This is a genomic window from Entomohabitans teleogrylli (assembly GCF_001484765.1).
GTDB lineage: Bacteria > Pseudomonadota > Gammaproteobacteria > Enterobacterales > Enterobacteriaceae > Entomohabitans > Entomohabitans teleogrylli.
Map to the genome: position 1 here is coordinate 276,195 of NZ_KQ947378.1, position 18,987 is coordinate 295,181.

Here is an 18,987-nt window from a genome sequence, read left to right on the forward strand (position 1 = left end):
AATGCTAATAATGTTCAAATACTTTTGCTTTTACTGCAATAATTGACCAGCTACCAGCTGATCCGCACGCTGAAGCCACCCTCCGGGCGGTTACTGAAGGTGACGCGCATTTGGTGCAGGGCGGCGATCCGCTGCACGATAGACAGACCGAGCCCACTGCCGGTTTTTTTCTGCCCGGGAGGGCGGTAGAAACGTTCGCCAAGGCGCTCCAGCGCTTCGCCACTGACTCCTGGCCCGTTATCGCTGACGGTAAAGCCGTTCACTTCGACCACCACATCCACCAGACTGCCCGCCGGCGTGTAGCGCAGGGCGTTATCCAGCAGGTTGCGCGCCAGCAGACTGAACAACAGCGGCTGGATCAGGCGCGGCGCCGGGGAAGCGATAAGCCGGTAGCGAATGTCGATATCGGCCTGGGTGGCCTGCGGATAGATGTCCATGATCGCCTGCTGGATCAACGCATCCAGCGCACAGGTTTCCACGCCGTCAAGGGATTCCAGTGAATCAAGGCGCGACAGGGTCAGGAGCTGATCGACCAGCCGCGAAGCGCGATCCACGCCCTGATGCAGATTATCCAGCGCCTGGCGGCGGCCCTGCGCATCGTCATGGGCCAGTTGCGCCACTTCCGCCTGAACCTTCAGCGCCGTTAGCGGGCTGCGCAGTTCGTGGGCGGCATCCGAAGTAAATTGCCTTTCCCTGGCCATCCAGGCGCGGGTCCGGGCGAAGAGTTGGTTCAGGGCTTCCACCAGCGGGCGTACTTCGCCGGGAACATCGGCTGTTTTCAGCGCCGTGGTGTTGTCTGCCTGGCGCTGCCGCAACTCGCGGGCCAGGCTGGCGATGGGGCTCATTTCGCGGATCAACAGCCAGATCATCAGGACGACCATCAGTACCAGCGCCGTCAGCCACGGCGCCATCTGGCCGGTAACGATATCCAGCGCCATTTCGTGGCGATAGTCCTGCTCCTGGCCTACCGCAATACGGTATTTCCCGTCCGCCGACGTCAGCCAGAAAAAGCGCCACTCATCGTCGTCACCGTTAAGATAGCCATTAGTAAACCCATCGCCCTGGTAGCGCCATGGAATGGCCGGGCCGTTGTCGCCGTCGTGCAGCAACATCGCGCCATCGGCGGAAAAAATGGCGAAGGCCAGAGTGTCATCATCCTGCGCGCCGCGATTATTGCGGATCATTTGTTTGCTTTTTTCCAGCGGGCGCAGGGCGCTGTTCTCCAGCGGCATCACGCTCAGCCGTTTGGCGAACAGCATTTGCTGGGTATCGAACAGTTTATCGAGTTTCTGGCGAGTCTCCTGCCAGGCCGCCAGACTGGCGCCGATCCACGCCAGCGTCGCCAGCAGGATCATACCCAGCGCCAGCCGGGTTTTCAGGTTCATTAACCGGGGCAGCTTCATGGGGTTTCCAGCGTGTAACCGATACCGTGGACGGTGCGGATAAATGTCGAACCCAGTTTCCGGCGCAGGTGGTGGACATGCACCTCGACGGCGTTGCTGGAGACTTCATCGTCCCAGTTGTAGAGCTTTTCTTCGATCAGCTTGCGCGGCAGTACCCGACCGGCGTTGCGCATCAACAATTCCAGCAGCGCAAACTCTTTCGGTTTCAGGGTTAGCGGCTCACCGTTGACGGTGGCGGTAAGCCCGGCGGGATCGAGCGCCACCGCGCCGTGGGTCAGCAGTGCCCGGGTCTGGCCATGGGATCGGCGAATCAGCGCCTCCAGGCGCGCTGCGACTTCGACCAGTTCGAAGGGTTTGCACAGATAGTCATCGGCGCCCTGGCGTAGCCCTTCGACCCGCTGTTCCAGCGCGTCCCGGGCGGTGAGGATTAGTACCGGGGTTTTCAGGCCCTGATTACGCCAGTCGCGCAGTATATCAAGGCCGTCGAGGCCCGGCAGTGTTAAATCAAGGATTACGGCATCGTAAGGGGCGCTGGCGAGGGCGTTTTTTCCCTGCGGCCCGTCACTGAACCAGTCGGTGCTGAAACCCATTTTGTTCAGACCCGCCTGAATACCATCGCCAATCAGCGGATCATCCTCAATCAGCAGTATTCGCATTCCACGCTCCTGTTTTACGCCCATCCTGGTGCTGTAATACCCCGTCATTGCCGGGATGTACAGTGGAAATCTTTTTTTCCGCATCTTAAGAACCTGTTAAGAACTGTGGGTTTTAATAACGTGGTAAACGGGATTTGAAGGAGGAAAAACCCATGAAAAAAATGGCTACATTATTAGCAGTTCTTTCACTGTGCGCTGCACCGGTAATGGCTCAGCAGGGAGGCGGGTTCAACGGGCCACAGGCGACCCGGCAGAGCGGCGGGTTCAGCGGCCCTGGCGTTAGCGTGACCACGGTGGAAAAAGCCAAAACTCTGCGCGATGACAGTTGGGTTATCCTGCGCGGTAACATTGAGCAGCGCCTGTCCGACGATCTCTACCTGTTCCGCGACGCCAGCGGCACCATTCATGTGGATATCGATAACAAGCACTGGAACGGCCAGAATGTCACGCCCCAGGATAAAGTGGAAATTCAGGGGGAAGTGGACAAAGACTGGAATTCGGTCGAAATCGATGTGAAACAGATTACGAAAATCAGTCAGTAAACCCGCAGCGGGCCGCTAACCCGGTCCGCTGTCCCTGCGCCTGGCGTTCCCTGCTATCCTCATTGTGCAAAGATATCACTCCCCCTGTGACTAAGCAGGGCAGATGCGGTACTATCGGCGGCAATATTGCCGTTGATACCCTTCGTTTTGAGCTGCCTGTTTGTCGGCCGCGCGCAGAAATCCCGTCCGGGATTTTTTTCCGCTTGCCGCTGCGGCGCAGCTTAAATAATGACAGGTATATCGCAGCTACGGCCGGAGAGACTGAGGATTAACGATTAATGAGCGATCTGACTCATGATGGTGCAGAGCGTCTTGCGCTGCATGAATTTACGGAAAATGCCTACCTGAACTACTCCATGTACGTCATCATGGACCGCGCGTTGCCGTTTATTGGCGACGGTCTGAAGCCGGTTCAGCGACGTATTGTCTACGCCATGTCGGAACTGGGGTTGAACGCCAGCGCCAAGTTTAAAAAATCCGCCCGTACCGTGGGGGACGTGTTGGGTAAATACCATCCTCACGGCGATAGCGCCTGCTATGAGGCGATGGTGTTGATGGCCCAGCCGTTCTCCTACCGTTACCCGCTGGTGGATGGTCAGGGGAACTGGGGGGCGCCGGACGATCCTAAGTCTTTCGCGGCGATGCGTTATACCGAATCCCGTCTTTCTAAATATGCCGATGTGTTGCTGCGCGAGCTTGGCCAGGGGACGGTGGACTATATACCCAACTTTGACGGCACTCTCAACGAACCGAAGATGCTGCCGGCGCGCCTGCCGAACATCTTGCTCAATGGCACCACCGGGATTGCCGTCGGGATGGCGACGGATATCCCGCCCCATAACCTGCGGGAAGTGGCTCAGGCGGCGATTACCCTGATTGAAAATCCTAAAACCTCTCTCGATGAGCTGCTGGATATTATCCCCGGGCCGGATTACCCCACTGAAGCGGAAATTATCACCTCCGCCCATGAGATTCGTAAAATTTACCAGAGCGGCCGCGGTTCGGTGAGAATGCGCGCAGTGTGGAAAAAAGAAGACGGCGCGATGGTGATTACCGCGCTGCCGCACCAGGTCTCCGGCGCCCGGGTGCTGGAGCAGATAGCCAGCCAGATGCGCGCTAAAAAGCTGCCGATGGTCGACGATCTGCGCGATGAGTCCGATCATGAAAACCCAACCCGGCTGGTGATCGTGCCGCGCTCCAACCGGGTGGATATGGAGCAGGTGATGAATCACCTGTTCGCCACTACCGATCTGGAAAAGAGCTACCGCATCAATCTCAACATGATTGGTCTGGATGGCCGTCCGGCGGTGAAAAACCTGCATGAAATCCTCACCGAATGGTTGGCTTTCCGCCGCGACACGGTGCGCCGCCGCCTTAACTACCGTCTCGAGAAGGTGCTGAAACGCCTGCATATCCTCGACGGTTTGCTGGCGGCGTTCCTGAATATCGACGAAGTGATTCACATCATCCGCAGCGAAGATGAGCCGAAACCGGTGCTGATGGAGCGCTTTAGCCTGTCAGAAACGCAGGCGGAAGCGATTCTGGAGCTGAAACTACGCCACCTCGCCAAACTTGAAGAGATGAAGATCCGCGGCGAGCAGAGCGATCTGGAGAAAGAGCGCGACCAGTTGCAGGGCATTCTCGCCTCTGAGCGCAAAATGAATAATCTGCTCAAAAAAGAGCTGCAGGCCGATGCCGAAGCTTATGGCGACGATCGTCGTTCGCCGCTGCATGAACGCAGTGAAGCGAAAGCGATGAACGAGCATGACATGCTGCCTTCCGAACCGGTGACTATCGTGCTGTCGCAGATGGGATGGGTGCGCAGCGCCAAAGGACATGATATCGACGCCAGCGGGCTGAGCTATAAAGCCGGGGACAGTTATCTGGCCGCCACGAAAGGGAAAAGTAACCAGCCGGTGGTGTTCATTGACTCCACCGGGCGCAGCTACGCGCTGGATCCGATCACTCTGCCCTCAGCCCGTGGCCAGGGGGAGCCGATTACCGGCAAATTGACCCTGCCGCCGGGGGCGGTGGTAGAGCATCTGCTGATGGCGGCCGACGAGCAGAAACTGCTGATGGCCTCCGACGCCGGTTATGGTTTTGTCTGCACCTTTAACGATCTGGTGGCGCGTAACCGGGCCGGTAAGACATTGATTACTCTGCCGGATAACGCTCATGTCATGGCGCCGCTGGAGATCGACAATGAGGACGATATGCTGCTGGCGATCACTGCCGCAGGCCGGATGCTGATGTTCCCGGTCAGCGACTTGCCGCAGTTGTCGAAAGGTAAGGGCAACAAGATTATCTCGATTCCGTCTGCGGAAGCGGCGAAAGGGGACGATAAACTGGCGTACCTCAATATCCTGCCGCCGGGAAGCTCGGTAACGGTACATGTTGGTAAACGCAAGCTGAAACTGCGGCCTGAAGAGCTTCAGAAAGTGCGCGGCGAGCGCGGCCGGCGCGGTACACTGATGCGCGGTCTGCAGCGTATTGACCGTATTGAGATTGATTCGCCGCCGCGGCCTGGGGTCGGCGACTCAGAGGAGTAACACAGCGGCGGTCAATTTGGCCGCCGCATTTTCTCCGCTATTTTTCCCTGTGGGCATTGTTTGTCAGCGCGATGCGCATAACAATAGCCTTTTCGTGGCCCTGAGACTCCACCATTAATCAGGAAGCGGGCCGGGAATAACGGTGTGTTTGCGGTACCGCCGGTATTCACACAGCATCGGCCAGGGTCGCTGGCGGTGTGCGATCGCAACCCGCGACGAGGCAGTGTGAGTGATGATGTGTATACTGGTCGGTGGATGCGGCTTCAGAGGTTGTTATGCTAGCGATTGTTCGTTTTATTATTGTGGTTATTTACTGCATTCTGGTATGCATATTCGGTTCGATTTATTGTCTGTTCAGCCCGCGCAACCCGCGCCATGTGGCGACCTTCGGCCATCTTTTCGGGCGGCTGGCGCCGGTATTCGGACTGCGCGTTGAAACGCGTAAACCCGCCGGGGCAGAGCAGTACGGTAATGCTATCTATATCGCCAATCACCAGAATAATTATGACATGGTGACCGCGTCTAATATTGTGCAACCCACCACGGTAACCGTCGGGAAGAAAAGCCTGGTATGGATCCCCTTTTTCGGCCAGCTCTACTGGTTGACCGGTAATCTGCTTATCGACCGCAATAACCGCACCAGCGCCCACAGCACAATCGCTGAAGTCGTGAAACAGTTTAAGCGCCGGAAAATTTCCATCTGGATGTTTCCGGAAGGGACCCGCAGCCGGGGAAGAGGGTTGCTGCCGTTTAAAACCGGGGCGTTTCACGCAGCGATTGCCGCCGGCGTGCCGATCATTCCGATCTGTGTGTCGAATACCAACAATAAGATCAAGCTGAACCGCTGGAATAACGGGTTGGTGATTGTTGAAATGCTGCCGCCGGTGGATATTTCAGGCTATAACAAAGAGCAGGTTCGCGACCTGGCGGCCCACTGCCGCCAGTTGATGGAAGCGAAGCTGGCGGCGCTGAATGAAGAAGTCGCGCAGCGCGAAGCAAGTGGTTCGGTAACCCGCAAAGAGGCGAACTGAGCGCAAAGATGACCCGCAGCGCGGGTCAGGTGGAAACGCAGGCGTCGGTATATCGCCGGCCATGCAACTAACGGGTATTTCTTTAATGGCAGGCGGCGCCTGCCTTAATGTTAGCCAGTTTTACATGGAGCAATTATGTCACTCAGTCGGCGTCAGTTTATTCAGGCTACCAGCGTTGCGCTGTGCGCGGGTTCGGTGCCGCTGAGGGCCGTTGCCGCCGGGCAGCAGCAGCCGCTGCCGGTTCCTCCGTTACTGGAATCCCGGCGCGGTCAGCCGCTGTTTTTAACCATGCAGCGCGCCCACTGGTCATTTACTGGCGGCGCTAAATCGCCGGTCTGGGGTTTTAACGGTAGCTACATGGGGCCAACCATTCGCGTGTGGAGCGGGGATGACGTCAAGATGATTTACAGCAATCGTCTCCAGGAAAACGTGGCGATGACGGTTTGCGGGTTGCAGGTTCCCGGTCCGCTAATTGGCGGCGCCGCGCGTATGATGTCGCCCAATGCCGACTGGGCGCCGGTATTGCCAATCCGCCAGCAGGCCGCCACGCTGTGGTATCGGGCCAATACGCCAAACCGCGCAGCGGAGCAGGTGTATAAAGGGCTATGCGGGATGTGGCTGGTGGAGGATGAGGTCAGCAAATCTCTGCCGATTCCCGCCCATTATGGGGTAGATGATTTCCCGGTCATTATTCAGGATAAGCGCCTGGATAACTTTGGCGCGCCGGAATACAGCGAGCCAGGGGGCGGCGGATTTATCGGCGATACTCTGTTGGTCAACGGCGTACAAAGCCCGTATGTGGAGGTTTCCCGCGGCTGGGTGCGTCTGCGTTTGCTCAACGCTTCTAACGCGCGCCGCTATCAGTTACAGATGAGCGATGGCCGGCCGTTGCACGTCATTTCCAGCGATCAGGGTTTTCTGCCAGCGCCGGTGTCGGTAAAACAGTTGTCGCTGGCGCCCGGCGAGCGGCGCGAAATCCTTGTGGATATGACCAACGGCCAGGAGGTTTCAATTACCTGCGGCGAGGCCGCCAGCCTGATGGATCGCATTCGTGGCTTCTTCGAGCCTTCGACCATACTGATCTCCACGCTGGTGCTGACCCTGCGCCCCACCGGGCTGCTGCCGCTGGTGACCGACAGTCTGCCGCGGCGTCTGCTTCCCGATGAGATTGTTAACGGCGCGCCGGTGCGCAATCGCGATATTACTCTTAACGACGAGCCGGGGATTAACGGCCAGCTCTGGGATATGACGCGGGTGGATATTGAAGCCCGCCAGGGAACCTGGGAGCGCTGGACGGTGCGCGCCGATATGCCGCAGGCGTTCCATATCGAAGGCGTCAGCTTTCTGGTGCGCAATGTCAACGGCGCGGCGCCGTTCCCGGAAGATCGCGGCTGGAAAGATACCGTGTGGGTCGATGGCCAGGTAGAGCTGTTGGTTTACTTTGGGCAGCCCTCCTGGTCGCACTTCCCGTTCCTCTATTCCAGCCAGACGCTGGAGATGGCCGATCGCGGATCTATCGGCCAGTTACTGGTACAGCCCGCCTCCTGATTTGAGCCTCTCCGCCGGGAGAGGCGCTGACGGTTTATTCCGCCAGGAACAGTTCCAGCAATGAGTTGAGAAATAGCTTGCCGTGCTCGGTTACCTGCCAGTACTGGTCGGTTTCCGTCAAATACCCCTGCGCCAGCGCGGCGTCGATCTGCCGGCGAATCACGGTTTCATCCAGCGCGGTGAAACGGCTGAATTCAACGCGCGGGGCCGGTTCCAGCAGGCGGAAACGGTTCATAAAGTACTCGAATGGCCGTTCCTGCGTCTCGACATGATGTTGCCTGTCCAGGTAGTTACCCTGCATATAGCCGCGTGGATGACGGGTTTTTACCGTGCGCACGATCTGCCCGTCCGGCGCGGTAATTTTGCCGTGGGCGCCGCAGCCAATACCGAGATAATCGCCAAAGCGCCAGTAGTTGAGGTTGTGCTGGCACTGGTAATCAGGCCGGGCGTAGGCGGAGGTTTCGTACTGCTGATAACCGGCGGCGCTCAGCAGAGCGTGGCCCTGTTCGAAAATCTCCCACAGCGCATCGTCATCCGGCAGGACCGGCGGACGCGATCCAAACAGTGTGCCTGGTTCAATGGTTAACTGATACCAGGAGAGATGCGGCGGATTAAGGGCGATAGCCTGGCGCAGATCGTCCAGCGCCTCATCCAGCGACTGATCCGGCAACCCGTGCATCAGGTCCAGGTTAAAGCTGCGCAACCCCAGCCCGGCAGCCATCTGCGCCGCCCGGCGCGCCTCTTGCGGGCCGTGGATACGGCCCAGGCGCTGGAGCTTTTGCGGACTGAAACTCTGTACGCCTATCGAAATACGGTTAATGCCTGCCTGCTGATAGCGGGCAAAGCGGTCCGCTTCGACGGTGCCGGGATTGGCTTCCATCGTAATTTCCGCATCCCGGGCCAACGGCAGCCGGGCGCGCACGCCGTCGAGCAGCGTCTGCATCGCCTCCCCGGAAAGCAGGCTGGGTGTACCGCCGCCAATAAAAATTGTACTGACGGTGCGCCCCTGCACCTGCTCGCTGTCCCGGTTCAGATCGGCCAGCAAATGCTGAACATAATCGTCGTGGGGCACTTCCCCTTTCAGCGCGTGGGAATTGAAATCGCAGTACGGGCATTTCTGCACGCACCACGGAATATGGATATACAGGCTCAGGGGCGGCATATCAGCCATTGCGCAGGGCTTCCAGCAGTAATTTCAGAGCCTGACCGCGATGAGAGATGGCGCGTTTTTCATCCCGGGTCAGTTGGGCAGCGGTTTTTCTGGCCCCTGGTACCATAAAGATGGGATCGTAACCAAAGCCGCCGTCTCCGGCCGGCTGGTGGGCGAGGGCGCCGGCCCAACTGCCGTGACAGACCAGCGGGGTCGGATCGTCAGCGTGGCGCAGGTAAACCAGCACACAGTGGAATTGCGCCTGACGCTGGCCATCAGGAATCGCTTTCATGACGTCGAGCAGTTTTTCGAGATTCTTGCGGTCGCTGGCGTCTTCGCCTGCGTAGCGGGCGGAGTAGATCCCCGGAGCGCCGCCGAGCGCGTCCACCGCCAGACCGGAATCGTCGGCAATGGCCGGCAGACCAGTGATTTTCGCGGCATGGCGCGCCTTGAGGATCGCGTTTTCAATAAAGGTTAAACCGGTCTCTTCGGCGGAGTCGACGCCCATTTCAGTCTGCGCGACGACATCAAAGCCGAAGTCGTGCAGCAGATCGGCCAGTTCGCGAACCTTCCCCGCGTTACCTGTGGCAAGAACGACTTTTTGCATGATCTAAGTCCTTGAATGAATAAAATAACCCGACCCCGGAGCCGGGATCGGGCGTGTATTGGGAGCGGTACTACAGAAATGCCGCGATTTCTGACGGTATTTGCTGCGGGTGGATGATATGTACCTGCTTGTGGCGACCCAGTTCGCCTTTTTCGATCGTAATCTGGCTTTTCGCCACCCGGAATTGTTTCGCCAGAAACTTCATCAGGTGCGCGTTTGCCTGGCCATCCACTGGCGGGGCGGTGATGGCGACTTTTAGCTCATCGCCATGTAGCCCGATTATACTGTCCCGGCTGGCTTTGGGCTGGATATAGAGCCGCAGCACCAGGCCGTCTTCTACGGTCGCGACGGCGCTCACAGCAGATACCAGAGCCCCGGAAAGAGATCCATGCCGAGATAGTTCAGTAAATAGAGAATCAGAATCACGCCCATCGCTGAAAAATCAATGCCGCCCATCGCCGGAATAATGCGCCGGATCGGCGCCATCATCGGCTCGGTCATCTGCATCAGCACGTACTCGATCGGGCTGCGCCCCTGGCTTATCCAGCTCATAATTGAACGGATAATAATCACCCAGAATACCAGTGAACCGGCGGATTTCAGTAGCGACAGCAGCCCTACCAGCAGGTTCATCGGATCGAGGCTCAGCGCGCCGGACTGAATCAGCAACAGGAGCGGATATTTCAGCGTGGTCAGAATAAACGCCAGCAGTAGCGATGCCGTGTCGATCGGCCCCAGCGACGGGATGACCCGGCGTAACGGTCCGATGACCGGCTGGGTGATTTTGACGATAAACTGCGAAAACGGATTATAGAAATCACAGCGCGACCACTGCATCCAGATGCGCAACAGCAGCACCATCACGTACAGCTCAATCAGCGTTTTGACCAGGAAAGTCAATGTCAGCATGGGGTTCCTCAGTGTTATTGTGCCGGGCGCGCCGCAGGGTGACGCGCCCCAAAAATCGCAGTGCCAATGCGTACCAACGTACTGCCGGCGGCAATCGCGGCTTCCATGTCATCGGTCATACCGAGGGACAGCGTATCCACCGTGGAATAGCGCGCTTTTAACCGCCCGAATGCTACCGCCATTTGACTGGCGACCGCAAACTGCTTGTGGTAATCGATTTCCAGCGCCGGAATCGCCATCAGCCCGCGTAATGTCAGGCCCGGCAAAGCGGCGACCTGTTGCGCCAGCGCCTCCAGTTCTTCCAGCGCGATGCCGGACTTGCTGTGCTCGTCGCTGATATTAATTTGAATTAGCACGTTAAGCGGCGCCAACCCGGCAGGACGCTGTTCGCTGAGCCGGGTGGCGATCCGTAGCCTGTCGACGGTGTGGCACCAGTCGAAGTGCTCCGCTACCAGACGGCTTTTGTTGGACTGCAGCGGCCCGATAAAGTGCCATGTTAAGTCGGTCTGGCGCTGTTCGCGGAAGTAGCGAATTTTCTCCACCCCTTCCTGGACATAGTTTTCGCCAAAGGCGCGCTGCCCGGCGGCGATGGCCATTTCGACATCGCTCGCAGGTTTAGTTTTACTGACTGCAAGCAGCGTAACTTCTTCTGAAGATCGGCCGCAGCGCTGTGCAGCCGCTGAGATCCGCTGGCGAACCTGGGCTAAATTGTCGGCTATATCGTTCATGGAACCTGGAATGTCTGACTATGGAACAAATCGTAGCCCTTAGTGTAAAGCATTACGCCTCGGATCTACACCTGTGTACCGGGGAAGTTCCCCGCTGGCGCAAAGCCGGCGTACTGGAAACAATGCCCGTCGGCGCGCCGCCGCCGGAGCAACTGCTGGCCTCGTGGCTGTCTGCGGAACAAAAAGAGCGCCTGGCGTCGCGCGGCCAACTGGATTTCGCCGTCACCCTGGCGGACGGACAGCGGTTGCGGGCTAACGCTTTTCACCAGCGCCAGGGCATTTCACTGGCGCTGCGTATCCTGCCGTGGCGCTGTCCGGAACTGGCGGAGCTGGAAGCGCCGGAGCATTTGACCACGCTACTGCGCTCGGACAACGGACTGCTGCTGGTGACCGGTGCGACCGGGAGCGGTAAGTCTACCACCCTGGCGGCGATGGTTGATTTCCTTAATCAGGGCGGCGGTAAACATATCATTAGCCTTGAGGATCCGATTGAATACCTGCATGGCTCCGCCGGGAGTTTAATCCAGCAGCGCGAGGTCGGCGTTCACTGCGGCTCTTTCGCCGCCGGGCTGCGGGCAGCGCTGCGTGAGGATCCGGATGTGATACTGCTCGGAGAACTGCGCGACAGCGAGACGATTCGTCTGGCTCTGACGGCGGCGGAGACCGGCCACCTGGTGCTGGCGACGTTACATACTCGCGGCGCGGCACAGGCGGTGGCGCGCATCACCGACGTGTTTGCCGCCGAGGAAAAGCCGTTGATCGCCGCGCAACTGGCGGATTGTCTGCGGGGGGTTGTGGCCCAACGGCTGGTGCCAGCCTGTAGCGGCGGGCGCGTGGCGCTGTTTGAGCTGCTGGTCAATACCCCGGCGGTGGCCTGCACGATCCGCGACGGGAAGAACCATCAACTACCGGGGCTGATTCAGACCGGGTTACAGTCCGGGATGCAGGATTTCGCACGCAGTCTGGCTCAGCGCCGCCTGCAGGGGCGGGTTGCGCCAGGCGATATGGGGGATCATGATAGCTGAAAGACGCTGGACGCTGGACGCTGGACGCTGGACGCTGGACGCTGGACGCTGGAGGCTGGAGGCTGGAGGCTGGAGGCTGGAGGCTGGAGGCTGGAGGCTGGAGGCTGGAGGCTGGAGGCTGGAGGCTGGAGGCTGTTATCCGATGTTCGCAGACAGACAGCGTCAGGGATGCTGCTCAAACCAGCTTTCCAGAATAATCACCGCCGATGCTGAATCCACGCTGCCCTTATTCAACGCCCGAAAGCCGCCGCGCTCAAACAGCCCGGATTTCGCCTCTACGGTGCTCAGTCGCTCGTCGTGAAGCTGAATAGCCACACCGAAACGACCATGGACCTTGTTGGCGAAGTTGCGCGCCCGGGCGGTCAGCGGTTGCTCGGTACCGTCCATATTCAACGGTAGACCGACAACCACTGCTTCCGGCTGCCACTCTTTTAGCAGCCGCTCAACGGCGCTCCAGTCCGGCGTACCGTCCCGGGCCTTGAGCGCCGCCAGGGGGCGGGCGGTGCCGGTAATGCGCTGCCCGATAGCGACGCCGATACTTTTGGTGCCAAAGTCGAAGGCCAGTAATGTTCCGCTGCTCATCAGGCGTGTCCCGCATCATGGGGCATATTGTGGATATTAATGCCAATCAGTTGCGCCGCCGCGCGCCAGCGCTCTGAGGCCGGGGTTTTGAACAGAATGGCCGGATCGGCCGGGGCGGTCAGCCAGGCGTTTTCAAGGATTTCCTGCTCCAGTTGGCCCTTCTCCCAGGAGGAGTAGCCGAGCGCCACCAGAACGTTTTTGGGTTGCCGGTCGGTGCCCAGCGTCTCCAGCACATCCCGGGAGGTGGTAATCACCGTCTCGTCGCAGATGCGAATACTGGAGGAAAACATATCCGGCGGCGAGTGCAGGATAAAGCCTCGATCTTCCGCCAGCGGCCCGCCGATAAACACCGGTTTGTCGAGACTGACCTGCGGGTTGCGATCTTCCGGCGCGATCTGCAGCTTTTCCAGGACCTCGCTGACCCTGAGGTTATCCAGCGGTTTATTGACGATCAGCCCCATCGCGCCGTCGTCATTATATTCGCAGATATAGACCACGGAACGCCTGAACAGCGGATCCTGTAGTCCCGGCATAGCGATAAGAAAGTGATGCTGTAAATTCATTGTCGGTGCTTGTGCCTTCCTGGTTGAACATTCCGGAGTTCTGAATATCGGCGGGCAGTGTCCCGCCGATGCGTCTGTTACCTGGACAGCCGGGCTTCGATAGCGTCCATCAGCATACCGGTAATAGAGACAGGAAACTCGGCTTCAATTTCCCGTACGCAGGTCGGGCTGGTGACATTAATCTCCGTCAGACGGTCGCCGATGATGTCCAGACCAACAAATACCAGCCCCTTTTCTTTAAGCACCGGGCCCACGCGGCGGGCGATGGCCCAGTCGCTTTCTGTCAGCGGGCGCGGCTCTCCACGACCTCCGGCCGCCAGGTTGCCGCGGGTCTCCCCACCCTGGGGGATGCGTGCCAGGCAGTAGGGCACCGGCTCGCCGTCCACCACCAGTACCCGCTTATCGCCGTCTTTAATGGCTGGCAGGTAGGTTTGCGCCATGCAATAGCGGCTACCCAACTCGGTGAGGGTTTCGGCGATCACCGACAGGTTTGGATCCCCTTCCTTGACCCGGAAGATGGAGGTACCGCCCATGCCGTCCAGCGGCTTCAGGATGATATCGCCGTGCTGTTGCCAGAAGGCTTTTAACTGCGCTTTGTTACGGGTCACCAGGGTTTCCGGCGTTAGATCGGCGAACCAGGCGGTGAACAGTTTTTCGTTACAGTCACGCAGGCTTTGCGGTTTGTTAACGATCAGCGTGCCGTTATCCTCAGCGCGTTCCAGAATATAGGTGGCGTAGATAAATTCGGTGTCGAACGGTGGGTCTTTGCGCATCAGGATCACGTCCAGATCCGCCAGCGCGATATCTTGCTCGCTGCCGAACTGATACCAGCGGTCATAGTTTTGCTCGACGTTGACCAGCCGTGTGCGGGCCCGGGCTTCGCCGTTGGTCAGATACAGATCCGCCATCTCCATATAGTGAAGCTGGTAGCCGCGACGCTGGGCTTCCAGCAGCATGGCGAAACTGCTGTCTTTCTTGATGTTAATCGTTGCGATGGGGTCCATCACGATGCCGAGCTTAATCATTGTTGTTCTCCATTAGCCCAGATCGCCAAACCGCACCTGGAGCGCGGTGATAGCGGTGAGCGCGGTAGTCTCAGTGCGCAAGACGCGTGGTCCTAACAGAATATCAGTAAACTGGCGCTCTGTGGTCATGGCTATTTCGTCGGCGGACAGACCGCCCTCCGGGCCGATCAACAGGCGTACGCGCGATAACGGTTGCGGCAGGGTATTGATACTCTGGCTGGCGCGGGGATGCAGATTTAGTTTTACGCCATCATCGGCCTCCGCGCACCAGGCTTCCAGCGTCATCGCCGGGCGGATCAGCGGAAGGCGGTTACGCCCGCACTGTTCACAGGCGGCGATAGCGATTTTCTGCCACTGGTGGATTTTCTTCTCCAGCCGCTCGCCATCCAGCCGGACACCGCAGCGCTCCGAAAAGAGCGGCGTAATGATGTTCACCCCCAGCTCAATAGATTTCTGAATGGTGAACTCCATTTTCTCTCCCCGCGACATCACCTGGCCGAGGTGGAGGTGCAGCGGAGATTCCCGATCTTCCTGCTCGCTGCGCAGTATCGCGACGCGAATGCGCTTTTTATCGGCCTGAACAATCTCCGCCGGGAAAATGTGATTACTGCCGTCAAACAGCTGTAGCGCCTGTCCGGCGCCCATACGCAGCACCCGTCCCACATGGTTGGCGGCATCTTCGCTGAGGTCTGTCTGCTGGCCGACGATGAGCGGCTCGGGGTGATAGATGCGGGGAATACGCATGAAATACCTGTCCGTGATAGCCAGGACGCGCGGCCTGCGGCGGCGCGCCGTAATGAACGATAGCCGGTAGTGTAGGTTAGCTCTTTTGTGCCTGGCAAGCCTGGCGCACCCATGGATTATGATTACCCTGGATATGCGCGATGCGTTCATCCCGCTCGCACTCCCAGTCGGTGACCGGGTACATTTTATTCCAGGCGTTAAACAACTGTGTTTGCTGGCGCGAAAGGTTTAGCTGATAGCGATCGCGCATATAGAACCAGGTTCTGGCGATACTTCCCCGGGCGCGGGCCGGCGGTTCGGCGACTTTGCCTTTAAAATCAATCTTCATTTCACAGGCGCCGTACTGGCCTTCGCCGCCGTTCCACTGGCTGAACATAAAGTTGGCGCGATCGCCGTTCACTTCACCCACGGCTGGCTGCAGATTGTGCATATCGCTTTCCATCTGGCGGAACTCCGGATCCCTGGCGCAGTTTTTCCTGCCGCCATTCTGCCAGCACTGGCGCTGATGGCCAAATTGCCACGCGGGCACCACATGTTCCCACTCAATGCGCGAGGCGCGATTTTCATTCTTACGCACCTTATAGCCGCAGGATTCAAGGTCCGGGATCCCTTTTTTGCCCTGCCAGGTGATTTTACAGCCACAGTAGAAGTCGCCGGGGGCATCGGCATGTACCTTGATGCTGGCGGTTTTCGCGCTGGCGAAGCTGGGGAGCCCCTGGGCCTGCGCCGGAAGAGCAGGTACGGTCGCAACGAATGCAACAATCAGATAAAAATTGCGAGACATTTCCAGACTCCGGAAGCCAATCAGCCCGCACCGTAACTGATCGTTTATCCAGTTGCAATGTCTGTTATGAAGAGAAGTTCTGAAAAATTGCTTTTATTTACAAAGCGTTGAATTTTCCGCCTGTAATCGCTCGCCGCAGTGAACACAGCGGTATTCCGCCTCGCCGCGCAGCACCCGGTTATGGCGACGTACGGTAAGCTGATGCTGCTGGCAGCCGCAGCGATAGGGAAAGGTTTTCTGGCGCACCGACTGTACGGCGAAACGGTGAGTACGGCGGGCGGGAACCCCGAGTACGGTTTCCATCATCCATTTCCACTCTTTGCCGTGCGGCGCCACGCGGCCAAAGGTTTTCCATACCAGCAGATGGGCCAGTTCGTGGGGGACGACTTCGTCGATAAACGCCTGCTGATTTTCCATCAATAATACCGGGTTAAGACGGATTTCATTCTGTTCCAGCCAGGCGGTGCCGGCAGCGGTACCGCGCTGTTGAAAGATAACTTTTGGTTCCGGCAGGTTGAGGCCGGTGTGCTGGTTAGCGCGCTGCAAATGTTCGCGCAGACTGCGCATGACGGCCTGGGTCACGGAAATGGGGATGCGGGGTGTTTTCATAGCCGATGAGCATAGTGGGAAGTATGGCGCGGCGCAACCGGTCGGGCAGTGAGTCCTGCCCGACGTGGCGTTAACCGCAGAAACGATTAGTCGTGGGCGCCAATCTCGCGCAGCGGGCGACCCCGCATCAGGTTACGTTCGATATGCTCCAGGGAGACATGTTTGGTTTCCGGCACCAGCAGTATCGTCAGCACGATAAACAGCACGTTCAGGGCACCGTAAACCCAGAAGGTATTAGCGCTGCCCAGGCCGTTGAGCATGGTCAGGAACGTGGCGCCGACGATCATATTGGCGATCCAGTTGGTGGCCGTAGAGCAAGTGATGCCGAAATCACGCCCTTTCAGAGGCTGAATTTCGGAGCACAGTACCCAGATCAGTGGGCCGGCGCTCATGGCGAAACCGACGATGAACATCAGCAGCATGGCGACCGCAATATACCGGGCAGCGGCGGAATGGATGCCGAGATGCATCATGGTGCCGAGTACCCCCATACCGGCGGCCATCACCAGGAAACCGAGAATCAGCGTGGGTTTGCGGCCCCAGCGGTCAACCAGGCCGATAGCGATAAAGGTCGCCAGCACGTTGGTCAGACCGACGATGACGGTTCCCCACATCTGTTCTGTGGTGTTGGCGTAGCCGGCCAGTTCAAAAATCTTTGGCGCGTAGTACATGATGACGTTCATCCCGGTGAACTGTTGCATTACCTGCAACAGTACGCCGAGAAATACCGCCCGGCGGAAATTGCTATTTTCTTTGAACAGCGACCAGCCGCTCTGTTTGATCTTCAGACTGTCGCGGATTTCGTCCAGCTCGCGTTTGGCCTCTGCACGGGTATCGCGCAATTTCAGTAGTACCCGTTCGGCGTCATTAAAACGCCGTTTGGCGGCGAACCAGCGCGGGCTGTCAGGCAGGAAGAAGACGCCAATCAACAGCAGGATTGCCGGAATAATGATCACCCCGAGCATCCAGCGCCAGGCGCCGCTGTAGCTGAAGGCCGTATCAGAAAGGTATGCGCCGAGAATGCCTATCGTAATCATCAACTGATACATCGATATCATGCTGCCGCGAATTTTTTCCGGCGCAATTTCCGAAAGGTAGAGCGGGGCGGTGTAAGAGGCCACGCCGACCGCCAGGCCGAGCAGCACGCGTGAGAGGATGAGAATCTCGACGTTGGGCGCGAAGGCGGAAAACAGTGAGCCGGCGACAAACAGTATTGCGCCGATCATCAGGCTGTATTTGCGCCCCAGTTTGTAAGAGAGCCAGCCGCTGCCGACGGCGCCGACGGCAGCGCCGAACATCATAGAGCTCACCACCCATTCCTGTTGATGCGCGGTGATCTGGAATTCATCGGCGATAAATGGCAGCGCGCCGGCGATAACGCCGATATCCAGGCCAAACAGCAGTCCAGCCAGCGCGGCCAGGAAGCAGACAAAGAACGTAATGGTTTTATTCGAGTGTCTTGTTTTTTTTATCTCAGGCATACGCCCTCCGCTCAGTAATCAGATTCAACCTGTAAATAATAAGTTATCGATTCACAAAAATAATGTGATTGTAGTCACACTGATGTAATCGTTTACATAAACAATTGATTTGGTGAAATTTAAAATGGCATTTAAAACATTATGTTATATTGATTTATCTGAGTGATGGCGCTCTTCGTGCGAAAATTTTTGATAAAACATGTAATTTTCTTGCTTTTATGATTATGGATAGTGTCATCATTGACTGTTTTTCTTTGTGTAATCGGTTTCATTTTTTACTGACGGGTAGAGCATTACAGATCATCGTCAGGCGTCAGGCAGTGTATGGACAGGGAGTTGTTACGAAAATGAAGAAGCCTGCAGTGTGCTGGTCTCTGTGTGAAAAGCGCGGTGGGCTATTTCGGACCGGCGATTTCGCGTAACAGCGCCGCTTTGTCGGTCTTTTTCCACCCGATGTGTGGTTACACGCTACGATTGGCTTCTTTAGGATATTAACCCTGAACAGGGAGGTGATATTACCGTTGTGTACAGGCCGATTATTTTTTCTGTTAAGGAATAAAATCCCGGCATAGGCAAAGTGAAGAATGCTAAAGTCGATATATGGGCTTTATCAGGAAAGTGAACTGCTGCAATCATGAAAAATCGTGTAGTCAGAATAACGGGCACAACGGACCAGGTAAAAAAGATATTTGCGTTTTAATCCACTGTTTAAAAGGGTTCCACATGCCATTTGGCTATTTTAATTAATACTCAGACCTTCATCCTTTAATTTGGTACACACAGCCTGATGATTATCCGTGAAACAAGACAAATACCAGGAGACTCTTGTTGCTCCATCCTGAATTCTTCCCGGGGTTTGCAGGGGGCGTCTTTTACTCCGGATAACACCATTTTCATTTTTAAAATCAGTATGTTATTTTCTTCTATCCTGACGGCGATCTGATGGCTGTAGGGCATGTTTGAAAATCCTTTTCTGACAAATGCTGGACATATAATCCATCCTGTCAGCCAGCCCAAAAGTTAATCAAGTAAAACGTTATTCATTCAGAAG

The 18,987-nt window shown here is 57.4% G+C and carries 19 protein-coding genes; 5 read left to right on the forward strand and 14 right to left on the reverse strand.

The genetic code is table 11. The features are described 5' to 3' along the window. Positions 1–50: 50 nt before the first annotated feature. The gene (qseC, locus tag AQ981_RS06910) at positions 51–1,403 is read right to left on the reverse strand and encodes a quorum sensing histidine kinase QseC (protein WP_058911021.1); all 1,353 of its coding nucleotides are present in this window, start codon (positions 1,401–1,403) and stop codon (positions 51–53) included. Beyond that, the gene (gene qseB, locus AQ981_RS06915; RefSeq protein ID WP_058911022.1) at positions 1,400–2,059 is read right to left on the reverse strand and encodes a quorum sensing response regulator transcription factor QseB; all 660 of its coding nucleotides are present in this window, start codon (positions 2,057–2,059) and stop codon (positions 1,400–1,402) included. Before qseB ends, qseC begins: the two co-directional genes overlap by 4 nt. A 152-nt stretch (positions 2,060–2,211) precedes the next feature. On the opposite strand from qseB, the gene AQ981_RS06920 reads away from it, so the two are divergent. From AQ981_RS06920 to ftsP, 4 genes are all read left to right on the forward strand, one after another. After that, positions 2,212–2,601, forward strand: coding sequence for a YgiW/YdeI family stress tolerance OB fold protein (locus AQ981_RS06920; protein WP_058911023.1), 390 nt, complete (start codon positions 2,212–2,214; stop codon positions 2,599–2,601). 278 nt (positions 2,602–2,879) lie between these two features. Then, positions 2,880–5,150: a DNA topoisomerase IV subunit A gene (gene parC, locus AQ981_RS06925; RefSeq protein WP_058911024.1), complete on the forward strand. Its 2,271-nt coding sequence runs from the start codon at positions 2,880–2,882 to the stop codon at positions 5,148–5,150. Positions 5,151–5,425: 275 nt separating this feature from the next. Beyond that, entirely contained in the window at positions 5,426–6,181 is a 756-nt protein-coding gene (locus tag AQ981_RS06930; RefSeq protein WP_058911025.1) for a 1-acylglycerol-3-phosphate O-acyltransferase, read from the forward strand. Between the two features lie 135 nt (positions 6,182–6,316). After that, positions 6,317–7,729 (forward strand): cell division protein FtsP, encoded by a 1,413-nt coding sequence (ftsP, locus tag AQ981_RS06935; protein WP_058911026.1) that lies wholly within the window; start codon positions 6,317–6,319, stop codon positions 7,727–7,729. 34 nt (positions 7,730–7,763) lie between these two features. Here the strand turns inward: ftsP and hemW are convergent, their stop codons facing one another. The 5 genes from hemW to AQ981_RS06960 all read right to left on the reverse strand — a co-directional run bounded on the left by hemW (position 7,764) and on the right by AQ981_RS06960 (position 11,123). After that, complete coding sequence (gene hemW, locus AQ981_RS06940) at positions 7,764–8,900, reverse strand: radical SAM family heme chaperone HemW (RefSeq protein WP_058911027.1); 1,137 nt, start codon at positions 8,898–8,900, stop codon at positions 7,764–7,766. Next, positions 8,893–9,486, reverse strand: coding sequence for an RdgB/HAM1 family non-canonical purine NTP pyrophosphatase (gene rdgB / locus AQ981_RS06945; protein ID WP_058911028.1), 594 nt, complete (start codon positions 9,484–9,486; stop codon positions 8,893–8,895). The genes hemW and rdgB overlap by 8 nt, the downstream gene beginning before the upstream one ends. A 70-nt stretch (positions 9,487–9,556) precedes the next feature. Further along, on the reverse strand, positions 9,557–9,844 hold the full coding sequence (gene yggU, locus AQ981_RS06950) for a DUF167 family protein YggU (protein WP_058911029.1): 288 nt from the start codon (positions 9,842–9,844) through the stop codon (positions 9,557–9,559). Then, entirely contained in the window at positions 9,841–10,395 is a 555-nt protein-coding gene (locus AQ981_RS06955) for a YggT family protein (RefSeq protein ID WP_058911030.1), read from the reverse strand. Before AQ981_RS06955 ends, yggU begins: the two co-directional genes overlap by 4 nt. 14 nt (positions 10,396–10,409) lie before the next feature. Further along, on the reverse strand, positions 10,410–11,123 hold the full coding sequence (locus AQ981_RS06960) for a YggS family pyridoxal phosphate-dependent enzyme (RefSeq protein WP_058911088.1): 714 nt from the start codon (positions 11,121–11,123) through the stop codon (positions 10,410–10,412). A gap of 14 nt (positions 11,124–11,137) precedes the next feature. On the opposite strand from AQ981_RS06960, the gene AQ981_RS06965 reads away from it, so the two are divergent. Then, complete coding sequence (locus AQ981_RS06965; protein WP_058911089.1) at positions 11,138–12,148, forward strand: type IV pilus twitching motility protein PilT; 1,011 nt, start codon at positions 11,138–11,140, stop codon at positions 12,146–12,148. Between the two features lie 162 nt (positions 12,149–12,310). Here the strand turns inward: AQ981_RS06965 and ruvX are convergent, their stop codons facing one another. The 7 genes from ruvX to AQ981_RS07000 form a co-directional block, all read right to left on the reverse strand. Continuing rightward, on the reverse strand, positions 12,311–12,730 hold the full coding sequence (gene ruvX, locus AQ981_RS06970; protein WP_058911031.1) for a Holliday junction resolvase RuvX: 420 nt from the start codon (positions 12,728–12,730) through the stop codon (positions 12,311–12,313). Beyond that, positions 12,730–13,293 carry a YqgE/AlgH family protein gene (locus AQ981_RS06975; protein ID WP_058911032.1) on the reverse strand — a complete coding sequence of 188 codons (564 nt, stop codon included), beginning with the start codon at positions 13,291–13,293 and terminating at the stop codon, positions 12,730–12,732. Before AQ981_RS06975 ends, ruvX begins: the two co-directional genes overlap by 1 nt. 77 nt (positions 13,294–13,370) lie before the next feature. Beyond that, a complete protein-coding gene (gene gshB, locus AQ981_RS06980; RefSeq protein ID WP_058911033.1) occupies positions 13,371–14,318 on the reverse strand; it encodes a glutathione synthase in 948 nt (315 codons plus the stop codon). Positions 14,319–14,330: 12 nt separating this feature from the next. After that, positions 14,331–15,062 (reverse strand): 16S rRNA (uracil(1498)-N(3))-methyltransferase, encoded by a 732-nt coding sequence (rsmE, locus tag AQ981_RS06985; protein WP_058911034.1) that lies wholly within the window; start codon positions 15,060–15,062, stop codon positions 14,331–14,333. A gap of 76 nt (positions 15,063–15,138) precedes the next feature. Beyond that, the gene (gene endA / locus AQ981_RS06990) at positions 15,139–15,846 is read right to left on the reverse strand and encodes a deoxyribonuclease I (RefSeq protein ID WP_058911035.1); all 708 of its coding nucleotides are present in this window, start codon (positions 15,844–15,846) and stop codon (positions 15,139–15,141) included. A 93-nt stretch (positions 15,847–15,939) separates the two neighbouring features. After that, a complete protein-coding gene (locus tag AQ981_RS06995) occupies positions 15,940–16,455 on the reverse strand; it encodes a SprT family zinc-dependent metalloprotease (protein ID WP_058911036.1) in 516 nt (171 codons plus the stop codon). An 86-nt stretch (positions 16,456–16,541) separates the two neighbouring features. Further along, complete coding sequence (locus AQ981_RS07000; protein WP_058911037.1) at positions 16,542–17,936, reverse strand: sugar porter family MFS transporter; 1,395 nt, start codon at positions 17,934–17,936, stop codon at positions 16,542–16,544. Between the last annotated feature and the right edge of the window lie 1,051 nt (positions 17,937–18,987).

Bases quoted from the DNA above. Each gene is read 5' to 3' on its own strand.
- qseC (WP_058911021.1), bottom strand. From the start codon at position 1,403: ATGAAGCTGCCCCGGTTAATGAACCTGAAAACCCGGCTGGCGCTGGGT.
- qseB (WP_058911022.1), bottom strand. From the start codon at position 2,059: ATGCGAATACTGCTGATTGAGGATGATCCGCTGATTGGCGATGGTATT.
- AQ981_RS06920 (WP_058911023.1), top strand. From the start codon at position 2,212: ATGAAAAAAATGGCTACATTATTAGCAGTTCTTTCACTGTGCGCTGCA.
- parC (WP_058911024.1), top strand. From the start codon at position 2,880: ATGAGCGATCTGACTCATGATGGTGCAGAGCGTCTTGCGCTGCATGAA.
- AQ981_RS06930 (WP_058911025.1), top strand. From the start codon at position 5,426: ATGCTAGCGATTGTTCGTTTTATTATTGTGGTTATTTACTGCATTCTG.
- ftsP (WP_058911026.1), top strand. From the start codon at position 6,317: ATGTCACTCAGTCGGCGTCAGTTTATTCAGGCTACCAGCGTTGCGCTG.
- hemW (WP_058911027.1), bottom strand. From the start codon at position 8,900: ATGGCTGATATGCCGCCCCTGAGCCTGTATATCCATATTCCGTGGTGC.
- rdgB (WP_058911028.1), bottom strand. From the start codon at position 9,486: ATGCAAAAAGTCGTTCTTGCCACAGGTAACGCGGGGAAGGTTCGCGAA.
- AQ981_RS06955 (WP_058911030.1), bottom strand. From the start codon at position 10,395: ATGCTGACATTGACTTTCCTGGTCAAAACGCTGATTGAGCTGTACGTG.
- AQ981_RS06960 (WP_058911088.1), bottom strand. From the start codon at position 11,123: ATGAACGATATAGCCGACAATTTAGCCCAGGTTCGCCAGCGGATCTCA.
- ruvX (WP_058911031.1), bottom strand. From the start codon at position 12,730: ATGAGCAGCGGAACATTACTGGCCTTCGACTTTGGCACCAAAAGTATC.
- AQ981_RS06975 (WP_058911032.1), bottom strand. From the start codon at position 13,293: ATGAATTTACAGCATCACTTTCTTATCGCTATGCCGGGACTACAGGAT.
- gshB (WP_058911033.1), bottom strand. From the start codon at position 14,318: ATGATTAAGCTCGGCATCGTGATGGACCCCATCGCAACGATTAACATC.
- rsmE (WP_058911034.1), bottom strand. From the start codon at position 15,062: ATGCGTATTCCCCGCATCTATCACCCCGAGCCGCTCATCGTCGGCCAG.
- endA (WP_058911035.1), bottom strand. From the start codon at position 15,846: ATGTCTCGCAATTTTTATCTGATTGTTGCATTCGTTGCGACCGTACCT.
- AQ981_RS06995 (WP_058911036.1), bottom strand. From the start codon at position 16,455: ATGAAAACACCCCGCATCCCCATTTCCGTGACCCAGGCCGTCATGCGC.
- AQ981_RS07000 (WP_058911037.1), bottom strand. From the start codon at position 17,936: ATGCCTGAGATAAAAAAAACAAGACACTCGAATAAAACCATTACGTTC.